The sequence below is a fragment of the Sphingobium sp. SA916 genome (assembly GCF_002894065.1).
GTDB lineage: Bacteria > Pseudomonadota > Alphaproteobacteria > Sphingomonadales > Sphingomonadaceae > Sphingobium > Sphingobium fuliginis.
Genome location: NZ_LXYF01000002.1, coordinates 119,601 through 132,789 on the forward strand (window position 1 = coordinate 119,601; position 13,189 = coordinate 132,789).

A 13,189-nucleotide genomic window follows, 5' to 3' on the forward strand; every position below is an offset into this window, starting at 1 on the left:
TCAGATCGACAATCCTCCCTCGACCGGAATGACCGATCCGGTGACATAGGCGCCCGCGCGCGAGGCGAGATAGATGGCTGCCCCCGCCAGATCCTCCGGCGTGCCGACGCGGCCGCGGGGGACCATCGATTCCACCATCCTGCGCATCTCGTCGGAGGTGATGACCGTCATCTCGGATTCGAAGAATCCGGGCGCGATCACATTGGCGGTGATATTGTCGCGGCCAAGCCGCTTGGCGAGGCTCTTGGCCATCCAGTGGATGGCACTTTTCGAGGCCTGATAGGCGTAATTTTCCTTGGGCCCCACCTTGAGCGCGCCGACCGACCCGATGTTGATGATCGATGCGGGGCGGTCCGCCGTGCCGCCCGCGCGGAGCAGGGGCAGGAATTTCTGGAGGGTGAAGAAGGGTGCCTTCAGGTTCAGGTCGATGACCGGGTCCCATTCGCCCTCGCCATATTCGTCGATGGGCGCGTCCGCCATGGTCCCTGCATTGTTCACGAGGGCGTGTACGGCCTGCTCCCGCGCGGACACCGCCGCGACCAGAGCCTCTATCCCGACGAGCGTCGACAGGTCGGCGACGAGGCCGGTGCAGTGGCCGCCCGTCGTGGCCGCAATCTCCGCCGCGGCCGCCATCACCTTGGCCTCCGTCCGGGCGCAGATATAGACCTTGGCGCCCGCAGCGGCAAAGCCGGTTGCGATATGGCGGCCGATGCCGGTCGACCCGCCCGTGACGATGGCGACGCGGTCCTTTACCGAGAACAGTTCGGCCGCATTCATGCTTTTGCTCCCGCGGCGGCAATCTTCAGAATGAGGTCGGTCGTACCCTCCGGATCGCCCACCAGCAGGGCGTGATCGCCTGGATGGTCATGGATGGTCCAGCCCAGTTCGCGCGCCCGGTCGTGCATGGCGGTCATCACCGTGACGGCCGCCGCGATATAGTCGACGGGCTGGGTGATCGTCTCGGCACCCACGGGGATGACACAGGCGGTTGCCTTCATCGGCTGGTCCGACAGATTGTCGAGCAGCCATTTCTCCCGCGCCGGGTCCATGAGATGCGGATGGTCCTTGGCGGCCGCGCGCTGCATGTCATGCACGCCCGAACCGATCGGGCCTTCGCCCGCTTCGAGCATCGCATCCAGCGCGGCGAGCTGATCTTCGGGAACATAGCCCATGAGGGACGCGATCCGTTCCCCCGACCGGGGCACGATGGCGTCGAGATAGATGATCCTGGCGATGCGGTCGCCCACCTCGGCAATGACGCCGGGCGCGACGGTTCCGGCATAGCTGTGCGCCACCAGCACAACGTCGCGCAGATCCTCATATTTGAAGACATTGACGATGTCGCGCACATGGGTCGCATTGCCGACATCGCGGCCGATCAGATGTTCGCGCTCGCCAAAGCCGGTGAATGTCGGGGTGTAGACCTTGTGTCCCCTGGCCTCCAGCAGTTCGCGGACATATTTCCATGTCCAGCCGCCCATGCCGCCGCCATGGAGAAGTAGGAATGTGGTCATGACGATCAGGCCTCCGCCGGTTCTGTGTTCTGGATGAATTCGGGGAATGGGTCCGGCCCCCACAGGAACATGCTATCCTCCGGCGCATGATTGGCGGCCGGCCAGTCGACATCATGCGGGATGAAATCGATATCGGCCGAATATTCGCTGAAACTGCCCCACGGATCGCGCACATAATAGAAATAATTGGCGCCCAGCACATGCTGGCCGACGCCCCAATTGGGACCATAGCCCGCCCGCGCCATGGTCGCGCCGCCCAACCCCACTTCCATCACAGACCCGACGTCCCAGCTATTGTGATGCATGCCCCGCCGATCGGAAAGGACGAGGGCAAGCAGGTGATGGTCGCTGCCATGGACGCCATGCAGGAAGGCGACGGCCGGTTCGCTCTTGTCCGACAGGCGCAGGCCCAGCGTTTTTTCATAGAAATCGATCGCGGCATTCACGTCGGTCGTGAAGATCGCGAAATGCGAAAGGCGGCGGGGGTGGACCTTCGGCGCCTTGCTGTTGGGAATGGCGCCGGATTGGCCGGGCGCCGCGCTGGTGAAGGTGAAATGGCTTTTTTCCGATGGCGTCGCCTTGTCGGCGGCGCGGACATTGGTGGGCAGGCCATCAAAGCCCGCGAACCAGATGCCGCCGGTTTCGGCGCCTTTGGGCGCGTCGATGCGGGTGACGCCGCAACTGTCGAGATGGGCGGCGAACGCTTCCATCTCATCGGGATAGATGCCGAAGCTCAGATAGCGCAGGCGCTTGGTGTCGCCGCTCTGGCTCAGCACGCCCCAACGATGCGGATTGCCGGCTGCATATAATTCCAGCGTGCCATTTCTGTCCCGGACTTCAAGCCCGAAGAGCGTGTAGAATGTCCGCGCTGCCTCCAGATCGGGCACTTCGACCGCGAAATGATCGATGGAATGGACGCCCAAAACATTGGCGCGGCGTCCCGACGGGCTTTTCTGGTTCATCCTTCCCTCCTTGGCTGGCCGGGCGCCGACATGGGACGGCACCCGGCCTTTCGTTCAGGCTGCTTTGATGGGGTTCACAAGCAGGCCGATCTTCTCGATTTCCACTTCGCACACATCGCCATCCTTCATGAACAGCGGAGGATTGCGGGCAAGACCGATGCCCGACGGCGTTCCCATCACCAGAACGTCGCCCGCCTCCAGCGTGAAGCAGGTGGAGAGCAGGGCGACCGTGTCGACCACGTCGAACACCATGTCGGAGGTGTTCGCGCTCTGCACCACCTGACCGTTCAGGCGGGTTTCGATCTTGAGACCGGCGCCGCCCGCCGGCAGTTCATCGGCCGTGACCAGCCAGGGGCCGAAGGCGCCGGTATCGTCGAAATTCTTGCCGACCGTCCACTGCGGCGTCTTGAGCTGATAGTCGCGGACAGAACCGTCGTTGAACACCGAATAGGCGACGATATGCGACAGCGCGTCGTCCTTGCTGATATTCTTCCCGCCCTTGCCGACGACCGCGACCATTTCCGCTTCATAATCGAGCTGATCGGAGCAGGCCGGCTTGATGATCGGCGCGCCATGTCCGATGAGGCTCGAATTGAATCGGCCAAACACGGTCGGAAATTCCGGCACGTCAAAGCCGCCTTCGGCCGCGTGATCCTTGTAATTGAGACCCAGGCAGAGAATTTTCGGCGCCTTGACCAGCGGCGGTAGGAAGATGAGGTCTTCCACCTTCACATCTTCGCCCTCGCCGCTGACTTTGGCGCCAGCGTCCGTCAGGGCACTGCCGCCGCTGGCGATCAGCGCGTCCAGATCATAGAGCGCAGCGTCACCGAACAGCGCCTTGACGCCCGCGCCCGTGTCCACTGCCAGACCCACCGCGCCATTCCTTGTCACCTTGGCCAACCGCATATTCAAACCTCCTGAGAATCTTTTTCAAACCGCTGAGCCGATGGCATGGGTCATGGTGAAATATATTTCAAGTTACAAAATACATTCAATCGAATTGCCACAGGTAGCGAAGCTGATATAGTTCATTCGATGACGAAGAAGCTGAGCCTGACCGAACGCGCCTACCGGCAGTTGCGCGACGATCTTCTGACCTGCCGGCTGGTGCCCGGCGCGAAGATCAACATCAAGGATATCACCGAAACCCAGGGCTTCAGCCTTGGGGCTGTTCGTGAAGCCCTGTCCCGGCTGACGTCCGAAGGCTTTGTGACGCAGGACGATGCCCGGGGATTCCGGGTGACGCCGATATCGATCAGCGATCTGACCGATCTGGTCAGGGTCCGCAGCGACATTGAGGGACAATGCCTCAGGCGCGCCATCGAGAAAGGTGGCCTGGACTGGGAAACTTCCATCGTCAGCGCGGCCCATAGGCTGAGCAAGACCCCGACGCGCGACCCGCAGGAGGCGGCCCGTCTGAACGAAGATTATGCCGACGCGCATGCGGCCTTTCACCACGCCCTGGTCGCTGCGTGCGACAGTCCATGGCTGCTCAAAATGCGCGACTGGCTCTATGCCCAGTCGGAACGTTACCGCTATCTCACCGTGCCTCTGGCCCATCGTGACCGGGACCTGGTTCACGAACATGCGCAGATCGTCGACGCGGCGCTTGCGCGGGACGCCGACCGCGCCGTGGCGCTGCTGACGGACCATCTGATGGCTACCGCGCGGATGCTTATCGACCCGCAAAATGGCCAGAGCGGAACCCATGCCGAACTGGCTGTCGTCGCGGATCAGGCCCTTTGATCCCATTTCAGCTCTGCCTGTTCTGACCGGTCCCACCGCCGCTGGCAGGCATCAGCATATTGCTCATGCCGCCATCGACCAGCAGGTCGACGCCGCTGATATGGCCAGCATGAGGGCCGATCAGAAACAGGATCGCCTGAGCGACATCCTCGGCCACGCCTAATTTGCGCAGGGGGATATTGGCTTCCCGCTGGTCGCGCCGCGACTGGTCCTTATATCCCGCAGCGGTCATCGGCGTGTAAGTGGGGCCGGGCGACACCGTATTGCACCGGATGCCGTCCGGACCCCATTCGATGCTGAGCTGACGGATCATCATCAGCAGCGCGGCTTTGCTGGAGGAATAGAAGCCGAGCGCGGGCGTGGGCTGGGTGGCCGACATGGATGCAGTCGCGACGAAGGCGCCCCTGCTTTCTTTGAGATGCGGATGGGCAGCCTTTCCCAGCAGCCAGGACGAGCGGGTGTTGATGGCGAAGATGCGGTCGAAATCGCTGATCGGCAGTTCGGCCAGTGCGCCGCCCATGATGACGCCAGCATTGCTGATGACGGCGTCGATCCCGTCCATATGGGTGAGCGCGGCAGCCACGATCCTGTCGCCGCAATCCGGTTCGGCGAGATCGACCACGCAGGTCGCAGCGGCGGGGCCGACCGCATCGGCCACGACCTGCAGATTGGCCGCATCGCGATCCGCGAGCAGCATCTGATGTTCGCCCGGTATCACGGACCCGGCCGCCAGCAGTTCGGCGCAGGCCCTGCCGATGCCGCTTGCAGCACCCGTAATGATCACCCGCATGTCACTCTCCCTACATAGATCCATGGCGTCGATGCGCAGTGTTTCAGTCCTTCAGGCCCAGTTCGTCCATCAACGCACCGCGCAGTTTGAACTTTTGGATCTTCGATGCCGACATCGGCCATTCGTCGATGAAACGTATATGGCGCGGGACCTTGAAGGAAGCGAGGCGCTGGCGGGTATAGGTGATGAGTTCCTCCGCCTCGACTTCGACATCGCCTTCGCGTTCGACATAGGCGGCGGGGATTTCCGCCAGCCGCTCGTCCGGCAGCCCGACCACCTGCGCCAGACGGACCGCCGGATGGGTCGCCAGCACCGCCTCGACTTCGGCCGCGGCAACATTTTCCCCGCCCACTTTCAACATATCCTTGAACCGGCCGTGGAACATGACATGGCCATGTTCGTCGATCGAGCCGATGTCGGCGCTGTGATACCAGCCGTCGGCGTCCAGCGCCTGCGCCGTCTTTTCAGGATCCTTGTAATAGCCGTCGAACAGATTGTAGCCGCGAATGAGAATTTCGCCGCGCTCGTCCACGCCCTTTTCCTCGCCGGTCTCGGGATCGACGATCTTCATCTCTATACCGGCCAGGGGGAAGCCGAGCTTCCTGAAGCCCATTTCCGGGTCCATCGTATAGCCGCCGGTGGTGACGATGCCGGCCGCCTCGGTCATGCCCATGGTCCCGACCTGAAGCATGTTGGGCGCCTTCTCCCGATAGGCCTGACCCACGCGATCCGGCATGAAGGCGAAGCAGCTGTTTTGCAGGCGCACCGACGACATGTCGGTCCTGGTCCAATCGGGATGGGTGATCATGGCCTGATGGAAGGTGACGAAGGGCAGGAACATCATCGTCACGCCTTCTTCCTCGATCTGCCTGAGACTCTCTCCGGCATCGAAATGCGGCTGGCCGATGAACGTGCCCCCCACGTCGATCGCGCCGAGCATGCACAGCATCGCGGCGATATGGAACAGCGGCAGCGGCGACCAGGCGCGCTCGTCGGGCTGGAAGGACCAGCGATAGCGGGCGAGATTCGATGCCTCCCGGGTGACGGCCTCGTGGCTGAGCAGGCACCCCTTGGGATTGGCCGAGGTGCCCGACGTATAAAGGATCATCGCGGTATCGCGGACTCTGACGGTCAGGCGGGAGGCGTGGATATCGGCCTCGTCCACCTGTTGCACCGCCGCGTCGAAGGTTGCCTGATCGATGAAGCCGGGGACCGAACGCCCGCCCAGCATGACGATCCGCCTGAGCAGAGGCGCGCCGGCGAGCGTCAGGGCGGCAGGGTCGGTGGCATCGGGCAGGTCGGGGAAGGCCTCCACCAGCCGGTGGCCGAAATCGATATGCTCGCTGACCATGTCATTGGTGATGATCGCGGCCAGATCGGCATTTTCCGCGACATAGGCCATTTCGGGCGCCTTGTAGCGCGCGTTCATCAGCACGGAGACGGCGCCGCACATCGCATTGGCGAACAGCGTTTCGACAAATTCGATGCTCGACGGCAGCAGGATGCCGACATGGTCGCCGCGCTGGATGCCGAGCGCCTTCAGCCCGCGCGCGCGTCTTAGGACGCTTTGTACGACATCGTCATATGTCTTGCGTTCCCCCGGAAAAACCAATGCTTCCTTGTCGGGCGCCTTGTCCCATCCTTTGAGAAGCAGATCGCCCAGGGTGGTTGCAGAGATACGGAATGGGGCGCAATCTTCGCCTTGTGTGACCACGGATGTCCGCTCCTAAAAATGCCGGTCAGCTGTCGATGACGATCAGATTGCAGCCATCGCTCCTGTCTGCGCCTTTCGTTGGATAGGTGCAGCTTTGTCTTCCGGCTCCAAGAGCAGGTGCAGAGATTTTTGCATCACTGGTCGGGAATTCACGATGGAAGCCTATGTCTACGATCATGTACGGACGCCCCGCGGCAAGGGCCGCCCTGATGGCGCGCTGCATGAGATCACCTCGGTCGAAATGGCGACGCAGCTGTTGAAGGCGCTTCAGAGCCGCAACGATCTCGACACCGGGCTGCTCGACGATGTGATCATCGGCATGGCCCAGCCGGTCGGCGAGCAGGGCGGGGTGCTGGCCCGCGCGGCGGTGTTGCAGGCAGGCTATGCCCAGACCGTCGCGGGGCAGCAGATCCATCGCTTCTGTGCAACCGGTCTCGATGCGGTCAGCCTGATCGCGGCGCAGGTGCATTCCGGCATGATCCAGGCGGGTATCGGCGGCGGCGTCGAGTCGATGAGCCGCACTGTCATGGGCTATGACTCGGGAGCGTGGACGTCCGATCCGTCGGTTGCCTTCAGCAATTATTATGCGCCCCAGGGCATCGGCGCGGACCTGATCGCGACGCTCGATGGCTACACGCGCGAGGATGTCGACAATTTCGCCGTCGAGAGCCAGCGCAAGGCCGCCCATGCGTGGGAAAACGGCTTTTTCAAAAACTCGATCGTGCCGGTCAAGGATGTGCTGGGCGAAGTCGTGCTCGACCATGACGAGCATATGCGCCCCGGCACCACGGTGGAAAGCCTTGCCAAGCTCAAGCCCGCCTTCGAAGGGTTCGGCAAGGCCGGGTTCGAGGCGGTGGCGAAGGCCAAATATCCCGAAATCGAAGATCTGAACTATGTCCACCATGGCGGCAACAGCTCGGGCATCGTCGACGGCGCGGGCCTGGTTCTCGTCGGGTCGAAGGAATTTGGGGAAAAGGCTGGGCTCAAGCCGCGTGGTCGCATCCGTTCCTACGCCAATATCGGGTCGGAGCCGACGATCATGCTGACGGCGCCGGGGGCGGTGTCGCGCAAGGCGCTCAAGGCGGCCGGCATGACCGAGAAGGACATCGACCTGTGGGAGCTGAATGAAGCCTTCGCCAGTGTCGTCATGCGCTTCCAGCGGGAACTGAACGTCCCCGACGACAAGATCAACGTCAATGGCGGTGCAATCGCGATGGGCCATCCGCTGGGCGCGACCGGCGCCATGATTCTGGGCACCGTGCTGGACGAGCTGGAGCGGCGGAACGCGGAAACCGGCCTCATCACCCTGTGCGCGGCCAACGGCCTCGGCACGGCTGCCATCATCGAGCGCGTCTGAGCGCGCACACCAAACTATAGAGCGGGACATCCCATGAAGACTATGCGACTGGAAAAGGCCGAGGACGGCTTTGCGATCCTGACCCTCGACGCCGAAGGCTCGATGAACGTCGTCAACGATGCTTTCATCGCCGACATGGAAGCGGCGACCAAGCAGATTGCCGAGGACGACAGCATCAAGGGCGTCATCCTGACGTCCGGCAAGAAGACGTTCATGGCCGGTGCGGACCTCAAGCAACTGGTGAACGGGTTCGGCACGCTGACGCCGCAGGAAGCCTATGCCTTTTCAAAGCGCGCGACCGACATGCACCGCGCCATCGAGCAATCAGGCAAGCCCTGGGTGGCGGCGATCAACGGCCTGGCGCTGGGCGGTGGGTTCGAGCTGGCGTTGGCTTGCCACCGCCGCATCCTGGTGGATGATGCCAAGGCGCAGGTCGGCCTGCCCGAAGTCAATGTCGGCCTGCTGCCCGGATCGGGCGGTACGGTGCGGCTCGGCATCATCGCGGGCATGAAGACCGCGCTCGACCTGCTGCTGTCGGGGCGCTCGGTCGGTCCGCAGGAAGCGCTCAAGCTCAAGATCGTGGATGAGATTGTCCCCGCCGACAGGCTGATCGACACGGCCAAGAGCTGGCTCGCCACCAGCCCGGATCCGGTCAAGCCCTGGGACGTAAAGGGTTGGACGCCGCCGCAGAAAAAGGGCCTAACTGTGCCCGAGGATTCGGCCGCCTACATGATGTACACGGGAGGTCTCGCTAAGGTCGGCTACAACCAGCCTGCGCCCGCCGCGATCCTGAACTCGGTGTTCCACGGCATGCAACTGCCCTTCGACAAGGCGCTCGCGGTCGAAGGCAAATATTTCGCCAAGCTGCTGACCGATCCGGTCGCACGCAACATCATCCGCACCACTTTCATTTCGAAGCAGGCGGCCGAAAAGGGCGCGCGTCGCCCTGAAGGCTTCCCCAAGTTCGAAGCCAGGAAGATTGGCGTGCTGGGCGCGGGCATGATGGGGGCGGGCATCGCGTTCGTGTCTGCCAATGCGGGCATCGAGGTTGTGCTGATCGACCGCGACGTCCCGACGGCGCAGAAGGGCAAGGATTATTCGGCCAAGGTGCTGGGCAAGCTGGTCGAAAAGGGCAAGCTGACGCAGGACAAGGCGGACGCCGTTCTCGCCCGCATCACCCCGACCGACGACTTCGCGCTGCTCGATGGCTGTGACATGGTGGTCGAAGCCGTGTTCGAGGATACGGCGATCAAGGCCGAAACCACGAAGAAGGCTGAAGCGGTGCTGCCGACGCAGGCTATTTTCGCCTCGAACACCTCGACCCTGCCGATCTCGCAGCTCGCCCAGGCGTCGCGCAGCCCGGACCAGTTCATCGGTCTGCACTTCTTCTCGCCGGTCGACCGCATGGGTCTGGTCGAGGTCATCATGGGCAAGCAGACCAGCAAGGAAACGCTGGCCAAGGGCCTCGACTTCATCGCGCAGCTGCGCAAGACGCCGATCGTCGTTAATGACAGCCGCGGCTTCTACACGAGCCGCGTCTTCCAGATGCTGATCCACGAAGGCGCTGCCATGCTGGCGGAGGGCGTGCCGCCGGCGGTGATCGAGAATGCCGCCAAGGCGGTCGGAATGCCGGTCGGCCCGCTGGCGCTGCTGGACGAACTCACGCTCGATCTGCCGCTCAAGATCGTGGATCAGGCCATTGCCGAGGAAGGCGACAAATATACGCCGCCGGCGGGCGTCCCCGTGATGCGCCGTATGAAGGACGAAATCGGTCGGTCGGGGCGCAAGACCGGCGGTGCCTTCTACGACTATCCCGAGGGCGGCAAGAAGCATCTCTGGAAGGGGCTGGCCGAACATTTCCCGGCCAAGGACGGCTGGGATATCGAGGAACTCAAGACACGCTATCTCTATGCCCAGGCAATGGAAACGGCGCGCTGTCTTGAGGAAAATGTACTGGAGACGCCGCAGGACGCTGATCTGGGCGCCATTTATGGTTGGGGTTTCCCGAGCTGGACCGGCGGCACGATCAGCTACATCGACACGGTGGGGATCGAAGCCTTCGTCAAGGAAGCCGACCGTCTCGCCCAGCTTTATGGCCCCCGCTTCCTGCCGTCGGCATGGCTGCGCGACAAGGCGGCGAAAGCCGAACCCTTTTATGCGTCCGCCAAGGGCGCGACGGCCAAGGAGCCGATCCCGGCATGAGACGCCTCATTTTCGAGCCGGAACATGAGCAGTTCCGTGACAGCGTCATCAAGTTCATGAGCGCCGAAGTCGGCGCCCATGCCGAACGCTTCCGTGAACAGGGCATGGTCGACCGGGAACTGTTCCTGAAGGCCGGCGAGCAGGGCCTGCTCTGCACCTGGGCGGATGAAAAATATGGCGGGGCGGGGATCGACGATTTCCGCTTCGAACAGATCATCATCGAGGAGAATATGCGCCATGGCGACATAGGCTTCTACATCAATCTCCATAATGATCTGGTCGCGCCCTATATCGCCAAGCTCGGTACCGAGGAGCAGAAGGACCGCTGGATGCCCGGCATCGTCAGCGGCGAGAAGATCCTCGCCGTCGCGATGACCGAGCCTTCGACCGGCAGCGATCTTGCCGGCATGCGTTCGAGCGCGATCGACAAGGGCCATCATTGGCTGCTCAATGGCGCGAAGACCTATATCTCCAACGGCATCCTCAGCGATCTGGTGATTGTGGCCGCGCGGACCGACCCGAACAGCCGTCACGGCCTCGGCCTCTTCGTCGTCGAGCGCGGCATGGAAGGGTTCGAGCGCGGCCGCAAGCTCGCCAAAATGGGCATGAAGGCGCAGGACACCGCGGAGCTTTTCTTCAACGACGTCAAGGTGCCCAAGGAGAATGTGCTGGGCGATCCGACGCAGGGCTTCAAATATCTGGCGCGCTTCCTTGCGCAGGAACGGCTGGTCGCCGCGATCGGATTCATGGCGACAGCGCAGACCGCCTTCGACATCACGCTCGACTATATAAAGGAGCGCAAGGCGTTCGGAAAGCCGATCGGCGCCTTCCAGAACAACCGGTTCAAGATGGCGACGATGCGGGCCGAACTGGACGCAATCCAGACCTATGTCGACCAGTGTGTGCTGCTGCTCAATGCCGGGGAGCTGACGGCGGAGGACGCATCTTCGGCCAAGCTGCTGGCGAGCGAACTGGAAGGCCGGGTGATGGACGAGTGTGTTCAGCTGCACGGCGGCGCGGGCTATATGGAGGAATATCGCATTTCCCGCATGTATACCGACGCACGCATCAGTCGCATTTTTGCCGGCACTTCGGAAATCATGCGCGAAATCATCGGTCGTGGGCTGGGGCTTGACGAGCGCAAGCTGTCCTGACGGCTGAACCGGGGATAAGTCGGATGCTGAACGTCGAACAATTGCGCCGTTTCCGGGTGCCCGAAGCACAGGATGTCTGCGATCCGCGCGGGGCGATCCTCTATGCGCTGGGGGTCGGCGCGGGGCTCGGAGCCATAGCCGAGCAGCATCTGATCTTCGAGCGTGATCTGGCCGTGTTGCCGACCATGGCGCTGGTTCTGGGGACACCCGGATTCTGGCCCATGGCGCCGGAACTTGGCTGGGACTGGCCGCGCATTCTGCATGGCGAGCAGACGCTGAAACTGTTTCGTCCACTCGAACTGGGGCAACTGGTCAATGGCCGGATCGAGATTATCGGTCTCGCAGACAAGGGGGTGGGCAAGCCCGCGCTTGTGCGGGCGAAACGCGTGCTCACCACGCCCACCGACCGGCTGATCGCCGAAATGGAGGAAGTGTGGGTCTTGCGGGATGCAGGTGGTTTTGGCGGCGCGCGCGATCTTGACGGGTCGGAGCCGGTCATCATGCCGGAGCGGCCAGCGGACGCGTTCCTCGACCTGCCGACGGCGTCCAATCAGGCAATGCTGTATCGCCTGACCGGCGATCGCAATCCTCTGCATATTGATCAGGGCACGGCGCAGGCGGCCGGTTTCGATCGGCCGATATTGCATGGGCTTGCCACCATGGGGCTGGTCGGCCGCGCATTGACCCATCTGTGCTGTGACGGCGATCCGGCTTCATTGACCGAAATGCGGGTCCGGTTTACCGCGCCGGTCTGGCCGGGGGAAACGGTCCGGACGGAGGTCTGGCGCCACGGCGACGAAATATCGTTCCGGGCGAGCGTGCCCGACAGGAACAGGATTGTGATCGATGGCGGACATGCGCGCATCGGTGGTTTCAAGGAAGAACGGGACGCATTGAAGTGAAGATATTGGACGGTAAGATTGCACTGGTTTCCGGCTCTGGGCGTGGCATTGGCAAGGCCATTGCGCTGAAACTTGCAAGCGCCGGGGCTCATGTCGTGGTGAACGACCTGGACGAGGATGTGGCGAAGGCAACGGCAAGCGAAATCGAAAGCCTGGGGGTCCGCACCGTGGTGTGCGTGGGCGATGTGACGGAAGCCGATTTCGGCGACAAATTTGTTGGAACGGCGATCGCGCATTTCGGAACGATCGACATCATCGTGAACAATGCGGGATATGCGTGGGATTCCGTGCTTCAGAAGACGAGCGACGAGCAGTGGATGGCCATGCTCGACGTGCATCTCAATGCCCCATTCCGCATTTTGCGCGCCGCGCAGCCGGTGATCGCCGCCGCGGCGAAGAACGAGATTGCGGAGCACGGCCGGGCCAAGCGCCGGACGGTCATCAATATATCCTCTGTCGCCGGGCTTGGCGGCAATGCCGGGCAGTCGGGCTATGCGGCGGGCAAGGCGGGGATTGTCGGCCTCACCAAGACGGTGATGAAGGAATGGGGGCGGTACAATGTCACCGTCAATGCCGTGGCTTTCGGCGCCATCATGACCCGCATGACCGCCGGCGAGGCGGGCAGCTCGACCATCAACGTCAAGGGCCGGGACATCAAGGCCGGCGTCAGCGACGAAATATTGGAAGCCATGGAAAAGGGCATCCCGCTGGGCCGTGCCGGAACACCGGAAGAAGCGGCCGGGGCCGTTTACCTGCTGTGCCTGCCCGAAGCGGATTATATCACGGGCGAGGTGATTGTCGCGGGCGGGGGCTGGAAACTCTGAGTGGAAGCGGGGCGGGCCCTTGCG

Annotated in this window: 12 protein-coding genes; 6 read left to right on the top strand and 6 right to left on the bottom strand. The window is 62.8% G+C overall.

Annotation, left to right across the window (positions count from 1 at the left end):
• From A8G00_RS02285 to A8G00_RS02300, 4 genes are read right to left on the bottom strand one after another with little or no spacing between them, the layout of a single operon-like run.
• The gene (locus A8G00_RS02285; protein ID WP_066563001.1) at positions 1-777 is read right to left on the bottom strand and encodes an SDR family oxidoreductase; all 777 of its coding nucleotides are present in this window, start codon (positions 775-777) and stop codon (positions 1-3) included.
• A complete protein-coding gene (locus A8G00_RS02290; protein ID WP_102999844.1) occupies positions 774-1,514 on the bottom strand; it encodes an alpha/beta fold hydrolase in 741 nt (246 codons plus the stop codon). Before A8G00_RS02290 ends, A8G00_RS02285 begins: the two co-directional genes overlap by 4 nt.
• A gap of 5 nt (positions 1,515-1,519) precedes the next feature.
• A complete protein-coding gene (locus A8G00_RS02295) occupies positions 1,520-2,476 on the bottom strand; it encodes a VOC family protein (RefSeq protein ID WP_066563000.1) in 957 nt (318 codons plus the stop codon).
• 54 nt (positions 2,477-2,530) lie between these two features.
• Complete coding sequence (locus tag A8G00_RS02300) at positions 2,531-3,382, bottom strand: fumarylacetoacetate hydrolase family protein (RefSeq protein WP_066562999.1); 852 nt, start codon at positions 3,380-3,382, stop codon at positions 2,531-2,533.
• A 129-nt stretch (positions 3,383-3,511) separates the two neighbouring features.
• On the opposite strand from A8G00_RS02300, the gene A8G00_RS02305 reads away from it, so the two are divergent.
• Positions 3,512-4,222: a GntR family transcriptional regulator gene (locus tag A8G00_RS02305; protein ID WP_102999845.1), complete on the top strand. Its 711-nt coding sequence runs from the start codon at positions 3,512-3,514 to the stop codon at positions 4,220-4,222.
• A 7-nt stretch (positions 4,223-4,229) separates the two neighbouring features.
• On the opposite strand, the gene A8G00_RS02310 is transcribed toward A8G00_RS02305, so the two are convergent.
• Both A8G00_RS02310 and A8G00_RS02315 read right to left on the bottom strand, forming a co-directional pair.
• Positions 4,230-5,012 carry an SDR family NAD(P)-dependent oxidoreductase gene (locus tag A8G00_RS02310; RefSeq protein WP_102999846.1) on the bottom strand — a complete coding sequence of 261 codons (783 nt, stop codon included), beginning with the start codon at positions 5,010-5,012 and terminating at the stop codon, positions 4,230-4,232.
• Positions 5,013-5,055: 43 nt separating this feature from the next.
• A complete protein-coding gene (locus A8G00_RS02315) occupies positions 5,056-6,726 on the bottom strand; it encodes a class I adenylate-forming enzyme family protein (protein ID WP_066562994.1) in 1,671 nt (556 codons plus the stop codon).
• Between the two features lie 154 nt (positions 6,727-6,880).
• On the opposite strand from A8G00_RS02315, the gene A8G00_RS02320 reads away from it, so the two are divergent.
• Genes A8G00_RS02320 through A8G00_RS02340 form a run of 5 tightly spaced genes read left to right on the top strand, consistent with a single transcriptional unit; the run spans position 6,881 to position 13,165 of the window.
• A complete protein-coding gene (locus A8G00_RS02320; protein ID WP_066562992.1) occupies positions 6,881-8,083 on the top strand; it encodes an acetyl-CoA C-acetyltransferase in 1,203 nt (400 codons plus the stop codon).
• A 33-nt stretch (positions 8,084-8,116) separates the two neighbouring features.
• Entirely contained in the window at positions 8,117-10,285 is a 2,169-nt protein-coding gene (locus tag A8G00_RS02325; RefSeq protein ID WP_172451725.1) for a 3-hydroxyacyl-CoA dehydrogenase NAD-binding domain-containing protein, read from the top strand.
• Positions 10,282-11,439, top strand: a complete 1,158-nt coding sequence (locus tag A8G00_RS02330; protein WP_102999848.1) for an acyl-CoA dehydrogenase family protein — start codon at positions 10,282-10,284, stop codon at positions 11,437-11,439. Before A8G00_RS02325 ends, A8G00_RS02330 begins: the two co-directional genes overlap by 4 nt.
• 23 nt (positions 11,440-11,462) lie before the next feature.
• Positions 11,463-12,341, top strand: a complete 879-nt coding sequence (locus A8G00_RS02335) for a MaoC family dehydratase (protein WP_102999849.1) — start codon at positions 11,463-11,465, stop codon at positions 12,339-12,341.
• Positions 12,338-13,165 (top strand): SDR family NAD(P)-dependent oxidoreductase, encoded by an 828-nt coding sequence (locus A8G00_RS02340; RefSeq protein WP_066562988.1) that lies wholly within the window; start codon positions 12,338-12,340, stop codon positions 13,163-13,165. Before A8G00_RS02335 ends, A8G00_RS02340 begins: the two co-directional genes overlap by 4 nt.
• The last annotated feature ends 24 nt before the right edge of the window (positions 13,166-13,189 follow it).